Here is a 22,757-nt window from a genome sequence, read left to right on the forward strand (position 1 = left end):
GCCCTGAGTGCACTGCAGGTCGAGCACCTGCGCGCACTCGTCGAGGCGGCGCCGCGATGCTCGAAGCAATCTCCGACCCGGCTCCCTATCACCTCACCGGCTTTGCCGTGCCGCCGCTGGTGGCCGGTGTGCTGATCGCCGCCCTGGGAGTGGCTGTCACGGTCCGGGAGCGCGGGACGGCCGTGAGCCTGGCGTTCCTATTCGTCACCGCAACCGCCTGGGTGTGGCTGCTCTCCTTCGCCTGGATCTATTCCGTGCGGGATGCCGCTGTCGCACGCTGGTGGGTCAACGTGGAGCACCTCGGGGTCGCGTTCATCCCGAGCGCGATCCTCCTGTTCGCGCTGACGACCGTGGGGCGGGTCCGCCAATCCCGGCCGGTCGTCGCCGGCGCGCTCGCCCTCTCTGGGCTGTTCTGCCTGAGCGTCCCGACGACCGACTGGTTCGTCACCGGCTTGCGAGAGTATCCCTGGGGCCTGTACCCGCAGTACGGGCCGCTAAGCGTCCCGTTCGTGCTCTTCCTACTCACCGCCATGGTGGCCAGCGCCCGCCTGCAGTGGAGCGAGTTTCGGCACCGCGCCATAGGGTCGCGGCAGCGGCTGGTTCGGGGGCTCTTCCTCGCTTTCTGCGTCGGGTACCTGGGCGCCGTGGACCTGCTACCGGCCTATGGCGTCCCCGTCTATCCCTTCGGGTTTCTCGCCGTGCTGGGATTCGTCGGGCTGGCCGCCCGGGCGATCTGGCGAGACCGGCTCATGATTCTGACGCCGGCCGTCGCGGCCGGCCAAATCCTCGACACCATGCAGGAAGTCGTGCTCGTCGTGGGTCCCGAGGGGCTCATTCACGTCGCCAATCGGGCTGTCAACACAACTTTGGGGTACCCACCGGCCGACTTGGTCGGGCAGCCGATCAGCGTGATCAGCCCGGCCTTGGCGGTGTCCCAGCCGGAGCCCGCGGCCCGGGTCCAAAATTGCGAAATGGTCTGGCGCACCCGGCCGGGCGAGCTCGTGACCGTCAGCGTGTCCGCCGCCCCGATCACGGACCGGGACGGTCGGCCCGCCGGAACCCTGTTTGTCGCCCGCGACTTGAGCGAGCGCCTCCGGATGGAGGCGACGCTGCACGAGTCCGAGCGGAAGTTCCGCTCGTTGCTGCAATCCGCGCCGGACGCCATCGTGATCGCCGACGCCCATGGCTCCATCCTCTCCTGGAATCGGGCGGCGGAGCGGATGTTCGGCTACAGCGAGCCGGAAATCCTCGGGAAACCGCTGACGGTGCTCATGCCGGAGCGGTATCGGGAGGCGCACCAACTCGGACTGGAGCGGCTGCGCCGGACCGGCGAATCCCGCCTCCTCGGCACGATGCTGGAGCTGGAGGGGCTCCGGCAGGACGGCCGCGAATTTTCCTTGGAGCTGTCCCTCACAACCTGGACGACCGGCGGGCAGGCGTTCTACGGAGGGATCATCCGCGACATCACGGAGCGCCGGCAGGCCCAGGCCCAACTGGAACGAAGCCGCACCGAGCTGGCTGAAGCGGAACGACTCGCCCAATTGGGAAGCTGGAGCTGGGACATCGCAGCGAACCGGATCCACTGGTCCGACGAGCTGTACCGGATCTTCGGCCTGAGCCCGGGCGAGTTCGAGGCCACCTTCGAGGCCTACCTGGGCAGGATTCACCCAGACGACCGGGAGGCCGTGCGAACCCGCATCGAGCGGGCCTGCCGGGACCAGGCCCCCTTCGCCTTCGACCATCGCATCGTCCGCGGCGACGGGGCGATCCGCATCCTGCAGTGCCGGGGGACGGTGGTCGCGGGTTGCCAGGGCCAACCGCTGTCCATGTTCGGGAGCGCTCAGGACGTGACCGAGCTGCGGCAGGCCGAGGAGGCGCTCCGCAAGGCGCAGGAGGAGCTGGAGATCCGCGTCCGGGAGCGCACGGCCGAGCTGGAGGCGGCGAACGAGCGCCTGCTCCAGCAGATCGGCGAGCGCCTCCAGGCCCAGGAGGCGCTCCGGCAGAGCCAGGAGGAGCTGATCCAGGCGCGAAAGCTGGAGGCGGTCGGCAAGCTGGCGGGCGGCATCGCCCACGAGTTCAACAATCTGCTGACCGTCATCCTCGGGTACGGGGAACTGGTCGGCAAGGCCGTCACCGGGCAGACGGTGCTGGCCGACCAGATCGCGCACATGATGCGGGCCGCCGAGCGGGCAGCCTCGCTCACCCAGCAGCTCCTGGCCTTCGGCCGCAAGCAGGTGCTCCAGGCCCAGGTCCTGGACCTGAACGACCTGGTGACCTCCTTCCATCAGATGCTGGCGCGCCTGATCGGCGAAGACGTCACGATGGCGCTGAGGCTCGAGGCCACGCGCGCGATCCGCGCGGACCCGGGCCAGCTCCAGCAGGTGCTGCTGAATCTGGTGAACAACGCCCGCGACGCCATGCCCACCGGCGGCCGCCTGACCATCGCGACGGCCGACCTGGCGGTCATGGAGCCAGCCGCGCCGTCCCACGGGGTTCCGCCCGGCACCTACGTGACCTTAAGCGTCCGCGACACCGGCGTCGGTATGGCGCCAGACACCCAGGCCCGCATCTTCGAGCCCTTTTTCACCACCAAGGAGGTCGGTCAAGGGACCGGGCTGGGGCTCTCGACCGTCTACGGGATCGTCGCCCAGAGCGGGGGCCACATCCGGGTCGAGAGCGAGCCGGGCCGGGGCACTACCTTCACGCTCTACTTTCCGGCCGTGCAGCCTGACGCGCCAGCGCCAGACCTGCCGGCGCCCCCGGCGGAGCTGCCCACCGGCACGGAGACGATCCTCGTCGTCGAGGACGAGCCGGAGATCCGGGCGATCGTGCGCGAGGTGCTCGAGCCCCTGGGATACCTGGTGCTGGAGGCGGAGCGCGGCGAGGAGGCGCTGCGCCTCTGCAAACAGGACGACCGGCCCGTGCACCTCCTGCTCACCGACGTCGTCATGCCGGGCATGACGGGACGGGAGCTGGCGGATCGGCTGCGGGTGCGGTACCCGCAGCTCCAGGTCCTCTACATCTCCGGCTACACGGAGGACCGGACCTTGCGCCACGGGATTCTCCAATCCGAATCCGACTTCCTGCAAAAGCCCTTCAGCCACGCCGCCCTGGCGAGGAAGGTGCGGGCCCGGCTGGACGCCCGCTCGGCCGAGCCCTCCTAAACCGGGGTTGTCTCGCGCCGGGGCCCTGCGCTATGCTGCCCCCGCCACGCGGCGGCGCGCCGCTGAGCCGAGAGTCCCGAGCATGACGCCGACCGAAGCCGCCCAGACGATCCTCGCCGCGCTCCCGCGTCCCCTGCCGCCCGCCACGCTGGCGGAGTACGGGGTCACGGTCTCGCCCGACCAGGCTCGGCGGTTCACCCGCGAGCTGCTCTCGCTCTGCCTGTTTTGGGTCCGCTCGGCGCTCCAGGTCGCCTTCAAGGACACGACCCGAGCGCGGATCTACGGCGAGCTGCGCCAGTGTCTCGCCAAGGCCTGGGCGTCCGAGTTCGGCCAGGACGAGCAGGACCTCCCCCGCTATTTCGAGGAGGCGGAGGCGCGCCGCCGGACCTACGACCAGATCATGCAGGAGGGCGGCTCGCCCGTGATGATCGCCACCGAGGCGGCGGCCATCCTGGTCGAGGTTGGGGCCGTGCCACCAGAGGACCGGACGAAGGCGCTGGCCCTGCTCGTCGACGTGATCCCTGTGGACGAGATCGGCCAGCTCATTGCCGATCTCGAGGTGGGCGATGGGTGAGGGGCGGGCGTGTCACAGGTAGCGGCGCCCGATGACGTCGCCGCGCGCATCGAATTCGTACAGGAGCGGCACGCCGGTCGGGATGTTGAGCTCCAGGACCTCCTCGGGGGTCAGCCGGTCCAGGTGCATGACGAGCGCACGGAGACTGTTGCCGTGCGCCGAAACCAGGACGTTGCGCCCGGCGAGCAGGTGCGGGCGGATCTGCCGCTCATAGTAAGGCAGCACCCGCTCGGCGGTATCCTTGAGGCTCTCACCCCCCGGAGGACGGACATCGTAGCTCCGCCGCCAGAGCTTGACCTGCTGCGCCCCGTATTTCTTCGCGGTCTCGTCCTTGTTCAGGCCCTGTAGATCACCGTACATCCGCTCGTTCAGCGCTTGGTCCTTCTCAATCGGAATGTCGGTCTGGCCGATGACCTCCAACACGAGCCGCAGGGTCTCGCTCGCGCGCGTGAGGACCGACGTGAAGGCCCGATCGAAGCGGAACCCTCTGAGCTTCCGGCCGGCCTCGCGCGCTTCCTCCTCGCCCTTAGGCGAGAGCGGGACATCCACCCAGCCGGTGAAGCGGTTCTCCAGATTCCACTGCGACTGTCCGTGTCGGAGCAACACCAATTGCGCCATCGTGCTGTCTCCCTGTCGGCCGCCTCCTTATCCCCGAGAGCGGCTCGTGTCCGTGGCTTGCAATCCTTCCGGGTGAACGGTACGATGCGCCGACGGGCGCCTGGTATCCCTCGCCGTGAACCCTGGAGCTGTCATGTCCGCCTCACCCCCGCCGCAGGATCCGCCCTGGCACGAGATCGAGCAGTGGTGGGTGGACATGGCCCGCCGGCTCGGCGTCGCCGAGCGCGGCCAGGCGTTTTTCAAGAATGCGCTTGGCCGGAACGGGATCCTGGAGCGCGTCGCGCGCCTCGGCGCCGACGTGCACTACGTGCTGTTCGTGCTGATCCGCTACTGGATCCCACCGGTGCTCCCCCCGGCCGGCCGCGAGCGGACCGCCAAGGGCGACCAGGACTACTGGCTCGAATCCGAGCAGATTCTCAAAGCCGCGGTCGCGCGCCTGCGCGAGCTCAAGCCGCTCATTGACCTGTTGACGGCGCCCAATCCCTTCGCCCCGGAGCCCCCGCCGGATTCCCCACCGGCCAAGCCGGTCGTGGAGGTCGAGCTGGCGCGCATGCTGGAGGGCATCGCGGAGGTCGCCGGGAGCTACGGAGGGCCCGACTACACCTCGGTCATCAAAAATTTCGATCCCATGCCGTTCCGCCAGACGCAGCCGTTCAAGCACAATAAGAAGAACAGCGCCGAGCTATGGGTCGTCTTCCTCCTCCGCGAGCATTTTAAGGCGCTGGGACTCGGCAAGGACCGGTACTGGCCGCTGCTCGCCGAACTCATCGCGGCCGCCGGGATCCTCCAGCCCACCGGCCTCCCCTACGCGGCCGAGGAGCTCAAGTCCTGGTGGCAGAAGAACTGGCCCCGCACCTACACCCAGTTCGTCCAGAAGAGCGCCGAGATCGAGCCGAGCGGCGCCGCGTACCAGCAGGACATGGACTGGTTCCGGGCCTGGTTTGCCTGGCAGATGGCTCGTCCTCGCGGCCGAGGCGCTTAGCCCCGGGCGGGGATCAGCCGCGGCACGGTGCGGGGCAGCTTGCCTCCTTCCGGCGGCCCTTGCAGGATCGCGGCCACCAGCAGCGCGAGCAGCAGCAGGTGGAGCGCGACGCCCAGCCAGATCACGTACACCTGCACCCCGCCCATGTCCTTGAGCAAGGCCTCCCGGCCCGCGGCGTCGAGACCGCCTTTCGAGCGGAGGTCGGCGAGCTTGTCGCGCACGTGCCAGTAGTAGATGTAGTTCGCGCTGGCCCCCGCCATGATCCGCCACACGATCCCGACCGTGACATCGCCCGTGAGATACACAGACAGCACCGGCCCCACGGCGTAGACCGCGGCGTAGAGGTACATTTTCCGGTACAGAAACCAGAGAAACGGATCCACGAGAAAGGCCGGCCAGTGCCAGGTGAGTGCGAACCGGGGCGTCGGGCCGGTCGTGAACTTCTTGAATTGCTGCAGGTACCGGTCGGCGTTCGGGCCGATGAAGGCGCGCCAGAGCGCGGTCTCGTCGGCGGGCATGGCCTGCTCCCAAACCGTCGGTGCCGCGACCGGGGCCTGGGCCGAAAAGGCCTCCCCGCATTGGAGGCAGAACCGCGCCTCCTCGGGATTCGGCTGCTCGCACTTGGCACAGGGTTTCATGAGTCGAGCCTCCTTCCGCCCGACCGGCTTGGCAGAGACCGCGTCCCGGACACGCGCGCGGCAAGCTCGCGCGCCCGCGCCCCCCTTATAACACTTGTCCTGGCGCACGCTCAAGCGCGGGCCGGCCAGAAATTCCCCAATAGAGTGAACGGGATAGCGCCCGACCGCGCTCAGTTTCCGGTTGCGTTCCGGGAGGCACTGTGTTACGTTGCCCCAATTGTTATCTTGTAGGCTTTTCCCATGCTGACCGAGCACCTCCAGCGGGACGCGGATCGGTATCTGATGCACACCTACGCGCGGTGGCCGGTTTCCATCGTCCGCGGCCGGGGCTGCAAAGTCTACGATCTTGAAGGCCGCGAATACCTGGACTTTGTCGCAGGGATCGCGGTGAACACGCTCGGGCACGCGCACCCCGACCTGGTGCTGGCCATTCAGAAGCAGGCCCAACTGGTGCTCCATGCCTCGAACCTCTATTACACCGAGCCGCAGGTCAAACTGGCCGAACTGCTCGTCGCCCATTCCTTCGCCCAGAAGGTCTTCTTCTGCAACAGCGGCGCGGAGGCCAACGAGACGGCGATCAAGCTGGCGCGCCGATACGCCCACCAGCACCACGGCCCGGACCGCTATGAGATCATCACGATGCGAAACTCGTTTCACGGCCGCACGATGGCGACGCTGACGGCCACAGGCCAGGAGAAGGTGCAGCAGGGCTACGAGCCGCTCGTCCCCGGCTTCGTCACGGTTCCCTTCAACGACCTGGCGGCCGTCGAGCAGGCCGTGACCGGTCGCACGGCCGCGGTCATGCTGGAGCCCGTGCAGGGCGAGGGTGGCGTCCACGTCGCCGACCGGGCCTATCTCGCCGGGCTCCGCGAGCTCTGCCGCGCGCGGGACCTGCTGCTGATCTTCGATGAAGTCCAGACCGGGATGGGCCGGACCGGGACTCTCTTCGCCTACGAGCAGCTCGGCGTGCAGCCTGACATCATGACGCTCGCGAAGGGCCTCGGCGGCGGGCTCCCGATCGGCGCCTGCCTGGCCACCAACCGGGTGGCGGCGGCCTTCACGCCCAGCTCGCACGCCTCCACTTTCGGCGGCAATCCTCTCGCCTGCGCGGGGGCGCTGGCCGTCCTCCGGATCCTCCTGGAGGGGCGGGTGTTGGAGAACTGTCGCCGCATGGGCGAGTACCTTGCCAAAGGGCTCCTGGAGATCAAGGACCGAGTCTCGACCGTCAAGGAGGTTCGAGGCCTCGGCCTGCTCCTGGGGATGGAGCTCACGATTGACGGCCAGCCGGTCGTGGCGGCCTGCCTGGCCCGCAGGCTCCTGATCAACTGCACGATGGACCGGGTCCTGCGGTTCGTTCCGCCGCTGATCATCTCGCAGCACGAGATTGACCGCCTCCTGACCGTGCTGCCTCAGGTGCTCGGCAAGCAGCGCTGACAAGACTGGGGAGCTCGTCGTCATGAGCAGAACGTCCAGTCGCGCCGGCCGCCGCACCAGCGGCGCCGCCTGGGGCAAGGACCTGCTGACCGTTTCTACGATCCCGCGGGAGGACGTGCTGCGGCTGCTCAGGACCGCCCGGGCCATGAAGGCTCTGCGGCGCCGCGGCGCGCCGCATCGGCCCCTGCGCGGGGCCACGCTGGGACTGGTCTTCGAGAAGCCCTCGACCCGGACGCGCGTGTCGTTCGAGGCGGGCATGAACCAGCTCGGCGGGCAGTCCCTGTTCCTGTCCGCGACGGACATCCAGATGTGCCGGGGCGAGAGCATCGCCGACACGGCACGCGTGCTCTCCCGGTACCTGGACGGATTGGTGGTGCGCACGTACGAGCACGCCGTCGTCGAGGAATGGGCGCGGGAGGCCACGATCCCGGTCATCAACGGACTCACGGACCTGTGCCATCCGTGCCAGGCGCTCTCGGACCTGCTGACGATCCTGGAGAAGAAAGGCCGGCTGAAGGGGGTCAAGCTCGCCTACGTCGGGGACGGGAACAACGTCGCCAACTCGCTGATCGAGGGGGCGGCGAAGACCGGCATGACGATCAGCCTGGCCTGTCCGAGCGGATATGAGCCGGATCAGCGGATCGTGGACCTGGCGCGGGCGGAAGCGGAGCAGACCGGCGCGGCGATCGAGCTCGGCGACGACCCGCAAGTCGCCGTCAAGGACGCGGACGTCGTATACACCGACGTGTGGATCAGCATGGGCCGCGAGCGGGAGCAAGCGCGGCGGCTGAAGGTACTCGCGCCCTACCAAGTCAACGAGCGTCTGCTGCGGCGGGCGCGGCCCGACGCCATCGTGCTGCACTGCCTGCCCGCGCACCGCGGGCAGGAGATCACCGCCGGCGTGCTCGACGGCCCCCAGTCCGCGGTGCTGGACCAGGCCGAGAACCGCCTGCACATGCAGAAGGCCATTCTGGTCGAACTGCTGGGAGGGCGGGCGGCGGGCCGCCGCGTGCAGGCCCCAGCGGGTCACATCGGCAACAAGTGATGGAAGGAACTCATGAAGCGTGACGGGATCAAGAAGGTCGTGCTGGCCTATTCCGGCGGGCTCGACACGTCGGTCATCCTGAAGTGGCTGCAGGAGACCTACGGCTGCGCCGTGGTGGCGTTTTGCGCGGACCTGGGCCAGGGCGAGGATCTCGCCGCGATCAAGAAGAAAGCGCTCGCGGTGGGCGCAGCCAAGGTCTACGTCGAGGACCTGCGCGAGATCTTCGTGAAAGAGCACATCTTCCCGATGCTCCGCGCCAACGCCGTGTACGAGGGGAGCTACCTGCTCGGCACCTCGATCGCCCGGCCGTTGATCGCGCGACGGCAGATCGAGATCGCCGAGCAAGAAGGCGCGGACGCGGTGGCGCACGGGGCCACCGGGAAGGGCAATGACCAGGTGCGGTTCGAGGTCACCTATCTGGCGCTCGACCCGCGGGTCCGGATCATCGCCCCCTGGCGGGAGTGGGCCTTCCGCTCGCGGCGGGAGTTGATCGAATACGCGGCAACCCACGGGATCCCGGTGACGGCAACCAAGGCCAAGCCGTACAGCATGGACCTGAACCTGTTTCACATCAGCTACGAGGGCGGCATCCTCGAGGATCCTTGGGAAGAGCCCCCAGAGGAGATCTTCCGGATGACGGTCTCGCCCGAGCGGGCGCCCGACGAGCCCCGCTACGTCGAGATTGACTACGAGCACGGCGACCCTGTGGCGGTGGACGGCAAGCGCCTGAGCCCGGCACGGCTGCTCGCGTACCTCAACAAGCTGGGCGGGGCGCACGGGGTCGGCCGGGTGGACCTGGTCGAGAACCGGTACGTGGGCATGAAGTCCCGCGGCGTCTACGAGACGCCCGGGGGCACCGTCCTGCACGTCGCTCATCGCGGGCTCGAGTCCCTCACGATGGACCGCGAGGTCCTGCACCTCCGCGACAGCCTGATCCCCCGCTACGCCGAGCTGGTCTACTACGGCTACTGGTATGCGCCGGAGCGGGTCATGTTGCAGAAGGCGATGGACGAGGCGCAACAGGACGTGAGCGGCACCGTCCGGGTCAAGCTCTATAAGGGAAGCTGCACGGTCGTGGGGCGGCGGTCCGACCGATCGCTCTACCGCCTGGACCTGGCCACCTTCGAGGAGGACGAGGCCTACCGGCAGAGGGACGCCGAGGGTTTCATCCGATTGAACGCGCTGCGGCTGGCGATCCGGGCCCAGCGACGCTCACGGAGGCGAGATCGGTGAACGGTGAACCATGAAACGGGTTGCGCGTCAGCCGTCACCTGTCGCCCGCCCTCCGTCCCGGACCGGCGGGAAGCTGTGGGCGGGCCGGTTCCGCGAGCGAACCCATCCGGCGGTGGAGGCGTTCACCGCCTCGCTCAGCTTCGATCGCCGGCTCTACGCCTACGACATCCAAGGCAGCATCGCGCATTGCCGGACACTGGCGCGCGCCGGCGTCCTGACCCGTCGGGAGAGCCGCGCGATCATCAAGGGCTTAGAGGCGGTGCGGGCCGAGCTCGACGGCGGCCGCTTCCCCGTCGCTCCGCAGGACGAGGACATCCACATGGCCATTGAGCGCCGGCTCACGGAGCTCATCGGGCCGGTGGGCGGCAAGCTGCATACGGGCCGGAGCCGGAACGACCAGATCGCATTGGACCTTCGCCTCTACCTCCGCGACGCGCTGGGCGGGTTGCAGGGGCGCCTGCGCCGCCTCCAGCGCGCCTTCGTGAAGCAGGCGCGAGCGAACCTGGACGTCATCATGCCCGGCTACACGCACCTGCAGCGGGCGCAGCCGGTCCTGTTTGCGCACCACCTGCTAGCCTATGTGGAGATGCTGGAGCGCGACCACGGGCGGCTGCAGGACGCCCTGGGCCGCCTGGACGCGATGCCGCTGGGCTCGGGCGCGCTGGCCGGGACCAACTATCCGGTGGACCGGGCCTACACCGCCAAGCTGCTGGGCTTCCGCGCCGTCACGCAGAACAGCCTGGACGCGGTGTCGGATCGCGACTTCGCGCTCGAGGTGCTGTCGGCGCTCGCGATCCTCATGATGCACCTGTCACGGCTCAGCGAGGAGCTGGTGCTGTGGACGTCGCAGGAGTTTCGCTTCGTGGAGCTGCCCGACGCCTTCTGCACGGGCAGCAGCATGATGCCGCAAAAGAAAAACCCGGACGTGCCGGAGCTGGTCCGCGCCAAGACGGGCCGCGTGTACGGCCACCTCATGGCGCTCCTGACCGTCATGAAGGGGCTCCCGCTCAGCTACAACCGGGACCTCCAGGAGGACAAGGAAGCACTCTTCGACGCGCTCGACACCGTCACTGCGTCGGTGGACCTGTACGCCGACCTGGTCGAGGGACTGGTCCCGCAACGCACGGCGCTCAAGCGGGCGGTGGAGTCCGGCTTCCTCCTGGCCACAGAGTTGGCCGACTACCTGGTCGGCAAGGGGCTGCCGTTCCGTGAGGCGCACGAACTGGTCGGTCGGCTCGTCCGCCACTGCCTGGATCACGGGCGAGACCTGCGCGCGCTCACGCTGGCCGACCTGCGCGGCTTCTCGGAGCGCTTCGAGAAGGACGCGCTGGACGTGCTCACCGCCGAGGGGGCGGTGGAGCGGAAGGCTCAGGTCGGCGGGACCGCCCGCAAACGGGTGGAGGAACGGATCAAGGCGCTGGAGGCGGCGCTCCGGTGACTGAGGCCCCATGGCAAGCCGCCTAACCGGACCAAGCCACTGGGCAATCGCGGGACTATTGCTCCTGGCAGCCCTCATCAGCCTCTCGGCGGGCTGCGGCGCGGTCGGAGCCCCGATCCCGCCGGAGAGCTACGGTGTTGCGGCCCAGCAGGCCCGGGAACGGGAGCGGGAGGCCCAGGCCAAGGGGCGGCCCGTCCCGCCGGCCGCCCCGGAGGTCACGCCGAAGGAACCGAAACCGGAAGAAGAGGAGATCCTGCCGGAGCTTCGCCCCATCGGCTCCCGGTGAGCCAGGCGGCACGGCAGGCTGTTGAGCGAGCGACTGGAGGAGGAACAGCAATGCATCCAATCCGCACACTGGGGAAGACGCGCAGGTTGCTCTTGATCGATCCCTATCCCCGGAACAACCCGTACCATCTGACCGCGAGCGAACGCCGGGCGGTCTGGTTCCCCAAGCTGAGCTTGCCGGTCATCGCCGCCTATACGCCGGAGCATTGGGAGGTCCGGCTCGTGGACGAGGCCGTGCAGGACATTGACTTCGACCAGCCCTGCGACCTCGTCGGGCTGTCGGTGATGACCTGTTACGCGCCGCGCGCCTACGAGATCGCCGCCGAGTTCCGCAAGCGCGGGAAGAAGGTCGTGCTGGGCGGCGTGCATCCGACCTACTGCCCCGACGAGGCGCTGCGGCACTGCGACGCGGTCGTCTGCGGGGAGGCCGAGGACCTCTGGCCCCAGCTCGTCGCGGACTTCGAGGCGGGTGCGCTGAAGCGGCTGTACAAGATGGAGCAGTTCCCGTCGCTCGAGCACTACAAGAGCCCGCGCGTCGAACTGCTGAGCCCGGATGCCTATATGACCCGCCAGTGTACCTTCACGACCCGCGGGTGCCACTTCGACTGCGAGTTCTGCAGCGTCTCCCCCTTCAACGGGAAGACGACCCGGCGCCGACCCGTCCACGAGGTGATCCAGGAGTTGATCCGCGTGAAGCAGTGGATCCGCTCCGAGCTGGTCGAGCGGATGGCGAACGATTCGCTCTGGCAGGCCTTCGTGACCGCGCTCCGGATCCGGGTCGGCATCGAGGACGGCTGCATCTTCGCCTTCGTGGACGACCTCCACAACAGCAACCGGGCCTACTGCCGGGAGCTGTGGACCGCTATGAAGCCGCTCGGCATCAAGTGGGGCTGCCAGTCCACACTGTTCCTCGGCGACGACGAAGAGATGGTCAAGCTCGCCGCCGAGAGCGGCTGCGTCTCGGTCTTTGTCGGCATGGAGTCGCTCGACGAGGAGTGCTTGGAGGAGACCAACAAGTCGTTCAACCGCGTGCAGAAGTTCGAAGCCGAGATCAAGATGTTTCACGACCACGGGATCATGGTGAACCCGGGGATCGTCTTCGGCTTCGACAACGACGACGAATCGGTGTTCGAGCGCGCCGTGGACTTTCTCATCCGGAACCAGGTGGAGCTGGCGTACTTCAACATCCTGACCCCGCTGCCGGGAACGGCGCTCTACGAGCGCTACCACGCCGCCGGCCGCATCTTCGACCGCGATTGGGCCAAGTACGACGGCAAGCATGTGGTCTTCTACCCGAGCCGGATGACCCCGGAGCAGCTCCAGGAAGGCTTCTTCTGGGCCAATCACCAGTTTTACTCTTGGCCCTCCATCTGGCACCGGCTCCGCGGCACGAAACAGCGGTTCTTGGCGCGCCTGCAGATGAACCGGGAGTTCCGCAAGCTGGTCAAGCGGGCCTGCCCGACCGGCCACCTGTCCCCGGTCGCGAAGGTGCTCAAGAATCTCCAGGCGCACCTGCCGACGTTCGACACGGAGCACCTGATCCCCAACGCCCTGCACGCGCTGAAGGTGGGGGAGAAGACCGCTCAGGAGCTGTGGCTCCGGGTGAAGGCCAAGCGGCACGACCAGATGGCGGCGCTGTTCGTGGACCTCGAAGGAACGCTCGACCACCTCAACGCCCAGGAGCTGCTCGAGCGGATCACGCAAGCAGCCGAGAAGGCGAAGATGGACATCATCGTCAACTTCGAGCACCTGCGCCAGGCGACGCCAGCCGCCCTCCAGACGCTCCTGGAGCGGGAGCCCCTGAAGGCGGTTGCGCCCTCCGTGCGGGTGCGGTACCGCAAGTTCAAAGCGGCGTTCGAATCGGCCCTCCGGGGGCTCTCCTTGCCCGGGCTGGAGACGCTGGAAGAGGACTGGCAAGATGCATGACTTTCAGTACCGGCACGGGGAGCTCCATTGCGAGGACGTGCCGCTGAGCCGCATCGGCAAAGAGGTCGGCACGCCCTGCTACGTGTACAGCCACGCGACGCTCGTGCGCCACTTCCGGGTCTTCGACGGTGCCTTTCAGGGCGTCCCGCACCTCGTGGCCTTCGCGATGAAGGCGAACTCGAACCTGGCCATCCTCCGGCTGATGGCCCGAGAAGGCAGCGGCGCGGACATCGTCTCGGGGGGCGAGCTGTACCGGGCGCTCAAGGCAGGGATCCCGCCCTCGAAGATCGTGTTCGCGGGCGTCGGCAAGAGCCGCGAAGAGATCCGCGCCGCCCTCGACGCGGACGTGCTCATGTTCAATGTGGAGTCCTCCGCCGAGCTGCGCGCCATTGACGAGGTGGCGGCGGAGCGGGGCCGCCGGGCCCGCGTCGCGCTGCGGATCAACCCCGACATTGACCCCAAGACACACCCCTACATCTCCACGGGGCTCAAGAAGAGTAAGTTCGGGATCAGCGCCGACCGGGCGCTCGACGAGTACAAGCTGGCCTCCTCGCTCCCGCACATCGAGGTGGTCGGCGTGCACAAGCACATCGGCTCACAGCTCACCGAGGTGACCCCCTTCGTGGACGCCCTCAAGAAGGTGCTCGCGCTCGTCGAGCAGCTCAAGAGCCACGGGGCCGCGATCCGGTACATCAACATCGGCGGCGGCCTGGGGATCACCTACGCGGACGAGACCCCGCCGCGGCCGGAGGAGCTGGCGAACGCCGTCGCCCCGCTGGTCCGCGACCTCAAGTGCGTGCTGATCATGGAGCCAGGCCGCGTCATCGTCGGCAACGCGGGCGTACTCCTCACCCGCGTCCTCTACGCCAAGGAGGGCGAGGCCAAGCGGTTCGTCATCGTGGACGCGGCGATGAACGACCTGATCCGGCCCAGCCTGTACGGGGCGTACCATGAGATCAAGCCTGTGCGCGAAGCAGTGGGGACGAAGACCGTCACGGTGGACGTGGTGGGCCCCGTCTGCGAGTCGGGCGACTTTCTCGCGAAGGACCGCCCGATCCCAGAAGCGGCCCCCGGCGATCTGCTGGCCGTGATGAGCGCGGGCGCCTACGGCTTCGTCATGGCGTCGAACTACAATTCGAGGCCGCGGGTGCCCGAGGTGCTTGTGAAAGGGAGCGAGATCCACGTGGTCCGGGCCCGGGAGACCTACGAGGATCTCGTGCGGGGCGAGACGATTCCGGACTTTCTCAGGTGAGCGCGATGGCGACGCAGCGGTTTCCCGACAAGGCCAGGCCGATCCCGTTCATGAAGCTGTCCGGGAGCGGGAACGACTTCATCCTGATAGATAACCGGAAGCGGCTCGTGGACCCCGAGCGCGCCAGCGCGCTGGCCGCCAAGGTCTGTGCGCATCGCCTGTCCGTGGGCGGCGACGGGCTGATCCTCATCGAGGGCTCGCGCCGGGCCGACTTCCGCTGGCGGCTGTTCAACGCGGACGGAAGCGAGGCCGAGTTCAGCGGCAACGGCGCCCGCTGCGCGGCCCGGTTCGCGTTCCTGAAGCGGATCGCCCCGCGCCGGATGCGGTTCGAGACCCTGGCCGGGCTGATCGAGGCCGAGCTGGTCCCGGCCGGCCGCGGCACGCCGCCGCGCGACCTGACCCAGGTCAAGGTCCGGTTCCCGGATCCCAAGGGCCTGCGACTCCATCTCCGGGTCTCCGTCGGCGGCACAGAGCGCGAGGCGCACTTCGTGGACACGGGCGTCCCGCACTGCGTGTACTTCGTGGACGATCCGGAGACGGTGGACGTCGTCGGGCTCGGCCGCCCGACCCGCTACCACGAGCTGTTCCAGCCGGCCGGGACCAACGTCAATTTCATCAAGGTGCTGGACCCGCACCGGATCCGGATCCGCACGTACGAGCGCGGGGTCGAGGACGAAACGCTGGCCTGCGGCACGGGCTCTATCGCGTCCGCCTTGATCGCGAGCCGCGTGGCGAAGGCGGAATCTCCGGTCGTGCTCGTGCCGCAGAGCGGGCTCGAGCTGACGGTCCACTTCGAGCTGCGCGGCGAGTCCTTCACGAACGTGTACCTGCAAGGCGACGCCAGGGCGGTCTACGAGGGGCGCATCCTGCCGGAGGCCTGGCAGTAACACCGTGATGGGCGACGGGTGATGAGGAAGATGAAAGCTGATCACTCATCACGTACCACTGGAGGTTGAGATGTTTACCGGTTCATTCGTCGCGATCGTGACGCCGTTCCGCCGCGGCCGCGTGGACGAGCGGGCGCTGGGCGACTTGATCGAGTTCCAGCTCGCGAACGGGACGCACGGCATCGTGCCCTGCGGAACCACCGGCGAGTCCGCCACGCTCTCCCACGAGGAGCACAACCGCGTCGTCGACCTGACCGTGGAGGTAGTCCGCAAGCGGGTCCCGGTGATCGCTGGCACGGGCTCGAACAGCACCGAGGAGGCCATCGCCCTTACCAGCCACGCCAAGGCAGCCGGCGCGGACGGAGCCCTGCTGATCACCCCCTACTACAACAAGCCGACGCAGGAGGGGCTCTACCAGCACTACAAGGCCGTCGCCGAGGCGGTGGAACTGCCGCTGGTGCTCTACAATATCCCGGGGCGGACCGGCGTCAACATGACGCCCGCCACCGTGGCGCGCTTGGCTGCCCTGCGCAACATCGTGGCGATCAAGGAGGGCAGCGGATCGGTCCAGCAGGTCTCCGAGATCATCCAGGCCTGCGGCGACCGGCTCACGGTGCTCTCCGGCGACGACGCACTGACCCTGCCCATGATGGCGGTCGGGGCCAAGGGCGTCATCACGGTCACAGCCAACCTCGTCCCGCGGGACATGGCGGACCTGGTCGAGGCAGCACTGGCCGGCCGGTACGACGAGGCCCGACGCCTGCATGCGAAGCTCTACCCGCTGTTCACAGCCCTGTTCCTCGAGACCAACCCGATCCCGGTGAAGGAAGCGCTGGCCTTGATGGGGAAGATAGACGGCGAACTGCGCCTGCCGCTCTGCCCCCTGTCGAGCGAGAACCGCGACAAGCTGACCCGCGTGCTGAAGGAATACGGGCTCATCTAGGAGCGTGATGGGTGAGCAGGGATGCGATACCGACTCTCCGCCAACCCATTCCTCATCACCCAGCACCCATCACGAGACTTATGATTAACGTCATCGTCGCTGGCGCGGCCGGCCGCATGGGCGGGCGGCTCGTGGCGCTGACCGCCGAATCAGCCGGCCTCAAGCTGGTGGGTGCGGTGGAGCGGAAGGGCCATCCCGCGGTGGGCCGCGACGCCGGCGAGGTGGCTGGCGTCGGCCGCCTCGGCGTGCCCATCGGAGACGATCTCGCCGCGCCCCTGGCCCAGGGCGACGTCGTCGTTGACTTCTCCGCACCCGCCGCCACGCTCGAGCATGCGCGCCTGGCGGTCCAACAGCGACGGGCCCTCGTCATCGGGACGACCGGATTCTCGAAGGACGAAGCCGCCGAGCTCCGGCGGCTGGCCCAGTCAGTCCCCTGCGTCTGGTCCCCGAATATGAGCGTGGGGGTCAACCTGCTGCTCAAGGTCGTGGCCGACATGGCCCGCGCGCTCGGCGAGGACTACGACATCGAGATCGTCGAGGCGCATCATCGGCTCAAGAAGGACGCCCCGAGTGGGACGGCGCTCAAGCTGGCCGAGGTGCTCGCCCAGGCCGTCAACCGGGACCTGGACCAGGTGGGAGTCTATACGCGGCGGGGCCTGATCGGGGAGCGCCGGCGCGGCGAGATCGGCATCCAGACGGTGCGCGCCGGCGACATTGTGGGCGACCACACGGTGCTGTTCGGCGGGCTCGGCGAGCGGATCGAGGTCACCCACCGGGCGCAAAGCCGTGACACGTTCGCGCGCGGCGCGCTCCGCGCCGCGCAGTGGGTCGTCGGGCGCTCGCCCGGGCTCTATGACATGGCGGACGTGCTGGGCCTGCGGTAGGGAGGGCTCACGCCCTCCCCTCCGGTCTCCGGGCCAGCCCTCCCGCGGGGGCCGGCTGCATCACTTCGCGGGCAGGTTCAAGTAGAGCAGGACGGGGATCACGATCGCGCTCGTCCAGGTCAGCCACTTCTTCTGGAAGACATCGTGAATGCCGAAGATGAGCACGAACGCGATCGCCGAAAAATAGATGAACGCGTTGCCCCTCGAGTAGCCTGACACCCCTTCGGCCAGCGCCACCGCGGGCGTGATGGTCACCGCGAGCCCCGACAACAAGCCCAAGAGTCGCTTCATGGTGTCTCCCTCCCTGTGAGAAGTTCATACCCCTGCTTCTCCCGGACGGATCATGTCGCATGAAAGAAAAACGCCTCCACGGGCATACACCCCGTGAAGGCGCACCAAGAAGGCCAGGCGAGCTGTCTGCTGACCGATCCCCTTCTGGAAGCTTACCCGGTTCCACGGCTTCCTCCGGGCGTCAACCGGATTTTATGATGCGCCGGCGGCGGGCAAAAGTCAATGTCCTCCGGGTGCCGGATGCAAGCCAGGCCCGATCAGGGGACCAGGGGCTGAAAGTACGGGCGCAGCCGTTCCACGTACTGACGGTCGGACTCCCCGGAAGCCCGCAAGACATCGAGCGCAAGCCCGATCTGGTCCAGGTAGCGGGAGCCCTCGGCCAACCGATGCCGGCGCGTGCCCTCGGCCACGTCCAGCCCCTGGTCAATTTCGTACCGGGTGTACCCGTCGTGCGCCAGGTGCTCGGCACGCACGTCGAAGCTCTTGCGATGCAGCTCGACCATGAGGGGGAGGTACTGGCGCCGGCTCTGGCGTTTGGCCCGGGCCAGCGTCGCGAACCAGCAGCCAGAGAGCACGGTGACGTGAAGCAGGATGTCCGACCAGAATCCCACGAGATACCAGGGCTCGCCCTCGCGGGTCGCTCCGACGCCGAGCGCCAGGACGCCGATCGTGAGCCACCGGACACCCGCCATCGCCTCCGAATGCCGGATGATCCCGTCGCGAACGATGAGCGGGTCACACTCCCGTGCGGACAGCGGGCCGGGCATCGCGGGGAAGGCCCGGACCCAGTAGCGTCTGGCGAACAGCAGGCCCCCCCCGAGCGACACCAGGGTTCCGAGCACGATCAGATCGAATCCGCTCACACCCATTCCGATCGGGCTGATTGGGTCTCCGAGCTCCGCGGCCCCGCGTCCCCGCCGGGCCAGGGCGACCAGATGAACAAGAAACCAAGCAGGAGGTGCGAGCAGGGATCAGGTCACAGCCTTCAATCCTTCAGCGCCGAACGAGACCTCCGGGGCTATCAGCGGCGGCACGATATCACGCCCGCCGGGGCCACGGCAAGGGTGGTGGCGGACCGGTCAGTCCCCTTGCGACACATCGTCCAGGGTCCCCGATAGGGCCGGTCCTCGGACCACGGCTCCGCAAGCGTGGCAGGAGACAAGGGCCTGGCTGGCCTCAAAGCTGATCAGCCGGTAGCACTGCGGACAGCAGACCAGGGAGGTCAATGGGACGCTGGAGACTCGTTTGACGCTCGGTTTCATGACACCTTCAGCCGACACCTCAGGCGAGCGCCGGACGGATTGCGCTTCTCTCCCCCGCAGGGTTCCGGGAAGCCCGCTGGTTGAGGGCTCAGGAAGCGGTGAGGGCGGGATCGGGGCCCTCAGGCGTGGCGACTTAACGACGCGCGGCCATTGGACGCGGCTCTTGTTCCGCAGCTTGGCGTCGCCCGCAGTTCAGGCAGGCGAATAAGGCAAGGACGAGACCGGCGTCCATATCCACAGCCCGTTCCAACAACATTGTGCCGTGGCACTTATCACAGACTCTCATGGGCCCTAAGCTAACATCGGCGCGGTAGCCTGGCTATCGGTCTGAAGACCCTTCCGCGCTGGGCAAAGGACCTCTTCCTTCCTGTCAGCATGGGCCCTTTGGGTCAAACCGGGGCCACGCTGGAGCTAGCCAGGTTCGTCTAGGTCGCCATGTCCCTTCCTTGACAGGGCCTCGGTGTTCCCCCTAGGATGGGTGCACAGATCCGACCCGGTAGAAACCCATCCAGGCGTCCCATGTACCGACTGATCATCGTCCTCGCCCTGCTCGTCGTCGTCTATTTCCTCCTCCGGAACCTCATCCGCGAGCTGACGGGCCGGTCCCGGCGGGACGAGACGCTACCGGACAAGAACCAGATGGTCCAGGATCCCGTCTGTCGGACCTATGTCCCCCGGGGCACGGCGGTGGCGGCCACGATCGGCGGGCAAACCTACTACTTCTGCAGCCAGGACTGCGCGCGAACCTTGCGGAACCAGCTCGCGAGCTGACCCACCCTCTAGCAGCCCGAATAGCTGTACGAACTGAGCTTGTCCTGCTTGTCGAACTTCAGGGTGATCTGACATTGGTTGGGCGCGAAGTTGAAGAAGGGCGGGCCCGTCTTCCCGCCCGCGATGCGGAAGTAGGTCCAGGTCTCGCCCCCGAACCACCGTGGCGCCTTCCCGCTCGGCGGCCCCCAGTTCTTCTCGAACCACGCCTTGTCCTTGCCCTCCAGCTCCGCCGGGTTCAGCGAGGCGTCAAGGTAGGGGTTTCCCCCACAGCTTGCCGCCAGTGCCGCCCCGAGCAGGAGCCCCGCGAGTCGCCGCATCGTCCCAGCCCTCCCTTGTCACTCGAATCCCGCTCGCGCGATTCTAGACTCCGGCCGAGAGGCTGTCAAATTGACCGCGGGACCCGGTACGCCTTGCTTTGAGCTTCAGTTGTTCCTAGAATAGCCGATAGGGAGACAGGGACGGACTCTCGGATGAAAGGAACGAGCTATGAAGATCTTTTTGGACACCGCCAGTGTGAAGGAGATCCAGGAGGCGGCGAGCTTCGGCATCCTCGACGGGGTCACGACCAACCCGTCGCTGGTGTCCAAGGAGGGGCGCAGCTTCCGCGAGATCCTGCTCGAGATCTGCAACCTCGTGGACGGGCCGATCAGCGCGGAGGTGGTCTCCGTCGAGGCGGACGCCATGGTGAAGGAGGGCCGCGAGCTGGCCAAGATCCACAAGAACATCGTGGTGAAGTGCCCCCTGATCCCCGAGGGGATCAAGGCGACCAAGCGCCTGGCGGCGGAAGGGATCCGGGTGAACGTCACGCTCTGCTTCTCCCCGACCCAGGCCCTGCTGGCTGCGAAGGCGGGGGCCTGGTGCGTGTCTCCGTTCATCGGCCGGCTCGACGACATCAGCTCGAACGGCATGGAGCTGATCCGCCAGATCGTGACGATCTATCGGAACTACGACTTCAAGACCCTCGTACTCGTCGCGAGCGTCCGGCACCCGCAGCACGTCGTGGAGGCGGCGCTGGCCGGCGGGCACATCTGCACCATGCCCTTCGGGGTGTTCCAAAGCCTGTTCAAGCATCCGCTCACCGACCTCGGGCTCAAGAAGTTCCTCGCTGACTGGAACGCGAGCGCCGTGAAGTAAGCCTGTGGTCGGGGAACAGTGGGCAAGGGTCAGTGCGAAAACATGCTGATCCCCTGACCACCGACCATCATCCACGGTCTTTCTCTAACACCGCACGCGCCTTCCGGAAGACGGCGTGGAACATCGGCCGGGTGAGCTTCCGGGTGAAGGTATTCTGCTGGCTGGGATGGTAGGACCCGATGAGGGTCACGGCCCAGGGCAGGCGGTAGACGGCCCCGTGGCCGAAGCGAGGGACGGGCGAGGGCACCGCCCGGCCGAGCTCCCGGCAGGCCCGCAGGTAGGCCTCGAACGCGATCTTCCCTAGCGCGACCACCACGCGCAGCCGCCGCAGTAGGCGCAGCTCCTCGAGCAGAAAGGGGCGGCAGGCGTCGAACTCCTCGGGGGTCGGCTTGTTCCCCGGGGGGACGCACCGGACCGCCGCCGCGATGTAGCAGTCGGCGAGCCACAGCCCGTCGCCCCGGTGCGTGGATGCCGCCTGGTTGGCAAACCCGAAGCGGTGGAGCGTTTCATACAGCCAGTCTCCGCTGCGGTCCCCGGTGAAGACACGACCGGTGCGGTTGCCACCGTGGGCTGCCGGGGCGAGCCCGAGCACGAGCAGGCGGGCTGCTGGATCGCCGAACCCAGGCACCGGCCGTCCCCAGTAGGTCCAGTCGCGGAACTGCCGGCGCTTGGCCCGGGCAACCGCCTCCCGGTGCGCGACGAGCCGGGGGCAGCGCCGGCATGCGATGATCCGGTCGTTGAGCACCCGCAGGCTTCGCATGGCGGGCGACAGTGTAACACAGCTCCCCCTGGGAAAGGCCTTGCCGCGCGCCTGACTTCCTGCTAGCATGACGCCGTTCTCCTATCACGACTCACCGAGAGGAACCGCATGGGACAGTGGGTCGCGTGGGCCAGCGAAGTGGCGGCAGCCCTCCTGGTACTCGCCCTGGCTCCCGGCGCGACCGCGGCCCCCGACGACCCGACCTCGGCGCCCGGGCAGAGCCCGCAACTGGCGCAGCCAGGCCCGCTCCCGACGCAGTCCGCCAAGCCGACGGTGCCCCAGACTCCCATGCCACCCGCCCCAGATCAGGCCACAGCCGGCGATGAGGCCGGCCCCGGCGACCTGAGCGAGGGCCCGCCGGAGCAGGAAGACCGCCTGGTCGTGCTCCCCGAGATCCAGCGGTCGGGCACCCGCCACTTCTTGAGCCACTTCAAGCTGCCCGAGAAGCTCGTCTTCGCCGGCCAGCCGATCCCGCTCGACAGCTGGCAGGTTCGCGAGCGGATCGAGTACGAGTTCTATCAGTTTCTCGCCGACGAAGGCGAAAGCATCATCATGGCCAAGCGGACGGGCCGCTGTTTCCCGCCGGTGGAGAAGCAGCTCGCCGAGGCCGGCCTGCCGGACGACCTCAAGTACATGTTGTTGGTCGAGAGCAAGTGCATCGCCGCCGCCTTCTCCCGCGCCAAGGCCTCCGGGCCCTGGCAGTTCATCCGCCCGACCGGCAAGCGCTACAAGCTGAACAGCAACCACTGGCGCGACGACCGCCGCAACTTGGAGCTGTCCACCGAGGCCGCGATCAAGTACCTCCGCACGCTCAAGGAGGAGTTCGGCGACTGGTTCCTAGCGATGGCGGCCTACAACGCCGGCGAGGACCGGGTCCGGAAGCTGATGAAGGAGCAGCGCGTCAGCGACTACTGGAAGCTCTACTACGTGCGCGAGACGATGCGGTACGTGCCCCGGATCATCGCGGCCAAGGAGATCTACTCCCAGCCCGAGAAATACCTCGGCTTGACCAAGGCGGACCTCTACGCGCCGGTGGAGACCGAAACGGTCACCGTGAGCGTCAAGGAGCCGCAGCGCCACCTGGCCGCGATCGCCGAGGAGTACGGCACCTATTTTCTCGAACTGAAGATGTTGAACCCGGAGATTCGGAAGGAATACCTGCCCAAGGGCATCCACCAGATCAAGGTGCCGCGGCGGACCTGCCCCTCCCGCTGCTTCAAGCAGGACAAGTAAACA

The 22,757-nt window shown here is 67.8% G+C and carries 22 protein-coding genes; 16 read left to right on the plus strand and 6 right to left on the minus strand.

What is annotated here, in order from left to right:
- Positions 1–56 precede the first annotated feature (56 nt).
- Together ACWHYQ_RS07860 and ACWHYQ_RS07865 are read left to right on the plus strand one after the other, a co-directional pair.
- Positions 57–3,164 carry a PAS domain S-box protein gene (locus tag ACWHYQ_RS07860; protein WP_447975139.1) on the plus strand — a complete coding sequence of 1,036 codons (3,108 nt, stop codon included), beginning with the start codon at positions 57–59 and terminating at the stop codon, positions 3,162–3,164.
- 82 nt (positions 3,165–3,246) lie between these two features.
- Positions 3,247–3,738, plus strand: a complete 492-nt coding sequence (locus ACWHYQ_RS07865) for a hypothetical protein (protein ID WP_447975140.1) — start codon at positions 3,247–3,249, stop codon at positions 3,736–3,738.
- A 12-nt stretch (positions 3,739–3,750) separates the two neighbouring features.
- On the opposite strand, the gene ACWHYQ_RS07870 is transcribed toward ACWHYQ_RS07865, so the two are convergent.
- The gene (locus ACWHYQ_RS07870; protein WP_447975141.1) at positions 3,751–4,356 is read right to left on the minus strand and encodes a 2,3-bisphosphoglycerate-dependent phosphoglycerate mutase; all 606 of its coding nucleotides are present in this window, start codon (positions 4,354–4,356) and stop codon (positions 3,751–3,753) included.
- 133 nt (positions 4,357–4,489) lie between these two features.
- On the opposite strand from ACWHYQ_RS07870, the gene ACWHYQ_RS07875 reads away from it, so the two are divergent.
- Positions 4,490–5,338: a hypothetical protein gene (locus tag ACWHYQ_RS07875; RefSeq protein ID WP_447975142.1), complete on the plus strand. Its 849-nt coding sequence runs from the start codon at positions 4,490–4,492 to the stop codon at positions 5,336–5,338.
- Here ACWHYQ_RS07875 and ACWHYQ_RS07880 read toward each other — a convergent pair.
- Positions 5,335–5,976 carry a DUF2628 domain-containing protein gene (locus ACWHYQ_RS07880; protein ID WP_447975143.1) on the minus strand — a complete coding sequence of 214 codons (642 nt, stop codon included), beginning with the start codon at positions 5,974–5,976 and terminating at the stop codon, positions 5,335–5,337. The genes ACWHYQ_RS07875 and ACWHYQ_RS07880 overlap by 4 nt on opposite strands.
- 240 nt (positions 5,977–6,216) lie before the next feature.
- On the opposite strand from ACWHYQ_RS07880, the gene ACWHYQ_RS07885 reads away from it, so the two are divergent.
- From ACWHYQ_RS07885 to dapB, 10 genes are all read left to right on the plus strand, one after another.
- Positions 6,217–7,410, plus strand: a complete 1,194-nt coding sequence (locus ACWHYQ_RS07885) for an acetylornithine transaminase (RefSeq protein WP_447975144.1) — start codon at positions 6,217–6,219, stop codon at positions 7,408–7,410.
- A gap of 22 nt (positions 7,411–7,432) precedes the next feature.
- A complete protein-coding gene (gene argF, locus ACWHYQ_RS07890) occupies positions 7,433–8,455 on the plus strand; it encodes an ornithine carbamoyltransferase (protein ID WP_447975145.1) in 1,023 nt (340 codons plus the stop codon).
- A gap of 12 nt (positions 8,456–8,467) precedes the next feature.
- On the plus strand, positions 8,468–9,688 hold the full coding sequence (locus tag ACWHYQ_RS07895; RefSeq protein ID WP_447975146.1) for an argininosuccinate synthase: 1,221 nt from the start codon (positions 8,468–8,470) through the stop codon (positions 9,686–9,688).
- Positions 9,689–9,698: 10 nt separating this feature from the next.
- The gene (gene argH / locus ACWHYQ_RS07900; protein ID WP_447975147.1) at positions 9,699–11,126 is read left to right on the plus strand and encodes an argininosuccinate lyase; all 1,428 of its coding nucleotides are present in this window, start codon (positions 9,699–9,701) and stop codon (positions 11,124–11,126) included.
- 10 nt (positions 11,127–11,136) lie between these two features.
- A complete protein-coding gene (locus tag ACWHYQ_RS07905) occupies positions 11,137–11,412 on the plus strand; it encodes a hypothetical protein (RefSeq protein WP_447975148.1) in 276 nt (91 codons plus the stop codon).
- Between the two features lie 50 nt (positions 11,413–11,462).
- Positions 11,463–13,337 (plus strand): radical SAM protein, encoded by a 1,875-nt coding sequence (locus ACWHYQ_RS07910; RefSeq protein ID WP_447975149.1) that lies wholly within the window; start codon positions 11,463–11,465, stop codon positions 13,335–13,337.
- Entirely contained in the window at positions 13,330–14,589 is a 1,260-nt protein-coding gene (gene lysA / locus ACWHYQ_RS07915) for a diaminopimelate decarboxylase (RefSeq protein WP_447975150.1), read from the plus strand. Before ACWHYQ_RS07910 ends, lysA begins: the two co-directional genes overlap by 8 nt.
- A 5-nt stretch (positions 14,590–14,594) precedes the next feature.
- Positions 14,595–15,476, plus strand: coding sequence for a diaminopimelate epimerase (gene dapF / locus ACWHYQ_RS07920; RefSeq protein WP_447975151.1), 882 nt, complete (start codon positions 14,595–14,597; stop codon positions 15,474–15,476).
- A 70-nt stretch (positions 15,477–15,546) separates the two neighbouring features.
- Positions 15,547–16,419: a 4-hydroxy-tetrahydrodipicolinate synthase gene (gene dapA / locus ACWHYQ_RS07925; protein WP_447975152.1), complete on the plus strand. Its 873-nt coding sequence runs from the start codon at positions 15,547–15,549 to the stop codon at positions 16,417–16,419.
- 80 nt (positions 16,420–16,499) lie between these two features.
- Positions 16,500–17,303, plus strand: coding sequence for a 4-hydroxy-tetrahydrodipicolinate reductase (gene dapB / locus ACWHYQ_RS07930; protein WP_447975153.1), 804 nt, complete (start codon positions 16,500–16,502; stop codon positions 17,301–17,303).
- 60 nt (positions 17,304–17,363) lie between these two features.
- On the opposite strand, the gene ACWHYQ_RS07935 is transcribed toward dapB, so the two are convergent.
- Together ACWHYQ_RS07935 and ACWHYQ_RS07940 are read right to left on the minus strand one after the other, a co-directional pair.
- On the minus strand, positions 17,364–17,594 hold the full coding sequence (locus ACWHYQ_RS07935) for a hypothetical protein (RefSeq protein ID WP_447975154.1): 231 nt from the start codon (positions 17,592–17,594) through the stop codon (positions 17,364–17,366).
- 257 nt (positions 17,595–17,851) lie between these two features.
- Positions 17,852–18,457, minus strand: coding sequence for a hypothetical protein (locus ACWHYQ_RS07940; RefSeq protein WP_447975155.1), 606 nt, complete (start codon positions 18,455–18,457; stop codon positions 17,852–17,854).
- A 918-nt stretch (positions 18,458–19,375) separates the two neighbouring features.
- Between ACWHYQ_RS07940 and ACWHYQ_RS07945 the strand changes: the two genes are divergently transcribed.
- The gene (locus ACWHYQ_RS07945) at positions 19,376–19,627 is read left to right on the plus strand and encodes a YHS domain-containing protein (RefSeq protein WP_447975156.1); all 252 of its coding nucleotides are present in this window, start codon (positions 19,376–19,378) and stop codon (positions 19,625–19,627) included.
- Positions 19,628–19,635: 8 nt separating this feature from the next.
- Here the strand turns inward: ACWHYQ_RS07945 and ACWHYQ_RS07950 are convergent, their stop codons facing one another.
- Positions 19,636–19,944, minus strand: coding sequence for a hypothetical protein (locus ACWHYQ_RS07950; protein ID WP_447975157.1), 309 nt, complete (start codon positions 19,942–19,944; stop codon positions 19,636–19,638).
- Between the two features lie 169 nt (positions 19,945–20,113).
- Here ACWHYQ_RS07950 and fsa point away from each other — a divergent pair, with 169 nt between their 5' ends.
- Entirely contained in the window at positions 20,114–20,761 is a 648-nt protein-coding gene (gene fsa / locus ACWHYQ_RS07955) for a fructose-6-phosphate aldolase (RefSeq protein ID WP_447975158.1), read from the plus strand.
- A 67-nt stretch (positions 20,762–20,828) separates the two neighbouring features.
- On the opposite strand, the gene ACWHYQ_RS07960 is transcribed toward fsa, so the two are convergent.
- Complete coding sequence (locus ACWHYQ_RS07960; RefSeq protein WP_447975546.1) at positions 20,829–21,521, minus strand: uracil-DNA glycosylase; 693 nt, start codon at positions 21,519–21,521, stop codon at positions 20,829–20,831.
- Between the two features lie 108 nt (positions 21,522–21,629).
- On the opposite strand from ACWHYQ_RS07960, the gene ACWHYQ_RS07965 reads away from it, so the two are divergent.
- The gene (locus ACWHYQ_RS07965; protein WP_447975159.1) at positions 21,630–22,754 is read left to right on the plus strand and encodes a transglycosylase SLT domain-containing protein; all 1,125 of its coding nucleotides are present in this window, start codon (positions 21,630–21,632) and stop codon (positions 22,752–22,754) included.
- Positions 22,755–22,757 lie beyond the last annotated feature (3 nt).

Source organism: Nitrospira sp. Kam-Ns4a (assembly GCF_965152595.1).

Bases quoted from the DNA above. Each gene is read 5' to 3' on its own strand.
- ACWHYQ_RS07860 (WP_447975139.1), top strand. From the start codon at position 57: ATGCTCGAAGCAATCTCCGACCCGGCTCCCTATCACCTCACCGGCTTT.
- ACWHYQ_RS07865 (WP_447975140.1), top strand. From the start codon at position 3,247: ATGACGCCGACCGAAGCCGCCCAGACGATCCTCGCCGCGCTCCCGCGT.
- ACWHYQ_RS07870 (WP_447975141.1), bottom strand. From the start codon at position 4,356: ATGGCGCAATTGGTGTTGCTCCGACACGGACAGTCGCAGTGGAATCTG.
- ACWHYQ_RS07875 (WP_447975142.1), top strand. From the start codon at position 4,490: ATGTCCGCCTCACCCCCGCCGCAGGATCCGCCCTGGCACGAGATCGAG.
- ACWHYQ_RS07880 (WP_447975143.1), bottom strand. From the start codon at position 5,976: ATGAAACCCTGTGCCAAGTGCGAGCAGCCGAATCCCGAGGAGGCGCGG.
- ACWHYQ_RS07885 (WP_447975144.1), top strand. From the start codon at position 6,217: ATGCTGACCGAGCACCTCCAGCGGGACGCGGATCGGTATCTGATGCAC.
- argF (WP_447975145.1), top strand. From the start codon at position 7,433: ATGAGCAGAACGTCCAGTCGCGCCGGCCGCCGCACCAGCGGCGCCGCC.
- ACWHYQ_RS07895 (WP_447975146.1), top strand. From the start codon at position 8,468: ATGAAGCGTGACGGGATCAAGAAGGTCGTGCTGGCCTATTCCGGCGGG.
- argH (WP_447975147.1), top strand. From the start codon at position 9,699: ATGAAACGGGTTGCGCGTCAGCCGTCACCTGTCGCCCGCCCTCCGTCC.
- ACWHYQ_RS07905 (WP_447975148.1), top strand. From the start codon at position 11,137: ATGGCAAGCCGCCTAACCGGACCAAGCCACTGGGCAATCGCGGGACTA.
- ACWHYQ_RS07910 (WP_447975149.1), top strand. From the start codon at position 11,463: ATGCATCCAATCCGCACACTGGGGAAGACGCGCAGGTTGCTCTTGATC.
- lysA (WP_447975150.1), top strand. From the start codon at position 13,330: ATGCATGACTTTCAGTACCGGCACGGGGAGCTCCATTGCGAGGACGTG.
- dapF (WP_447975151.1), top strand. From the start codon at position 14,595: ATGGCGACGCAGCGGTTTCCCGACAAGGCCAGGCCGATCCCGTTCATG.
- dapA (WP_447975152.1), top strand. From the start codon at position 15,547: ATGTTTACCGGTTCATTCGTCGCGATCGTGACGCCGTTCCGCCGCGGC.
- dapB (WP_447975153.1), top strand. From the start codon at position 16,500: ATGATTAACGTCATCGTCGCTGGCGCGGCCGGCCGCATGGGCGGGCGG.
- ACWHYQ_RS07935 (WP_447975154.1), bottom strand. From the start codon at position 17,594: ATGAAGCGACTCTTGGGCTTGTTGTCGGGGCTCGCGGTGACCATCACG.
- ACWHYQ_RS07945 (WP_447975156.1), top strand. From the start codon at position 19,376: ATGTACCGACTGATCATCGTCCTCGCCCTGCTCGTCGTCGTCTATTTC.
- ACWHYQ_RS07950 (WP_447975157.1), bottom strand. From the start codon at position 19,944: ATGCGGCGACTCGCGGGGCTCCTGCTCGGGGCGGCACTGGCGGCAAGC.
- fsa (WP_447975158.1), top strand. From the start codon at position 20,114: ATGAAGATCTTTTTGGACACCGCCAGTGTGAAGGAGATCCAGGAGGCG.
- ACWHYQ_RS07960 (WP_447975546.1), bottom strand. From the start codon at position 21,521: ATGCGAAGCCTGCGGGTGCTCAACGACCGGATCATCGCATGCCGGCGC.
- ACWHYQ_RS07965 (WP_447975159.1), top strand. From the start codon at position 21,630: ATGGGACAGTGGGTCGCGTGGGCCAGCGAAGTGGCGGCAGCCCTCCTG.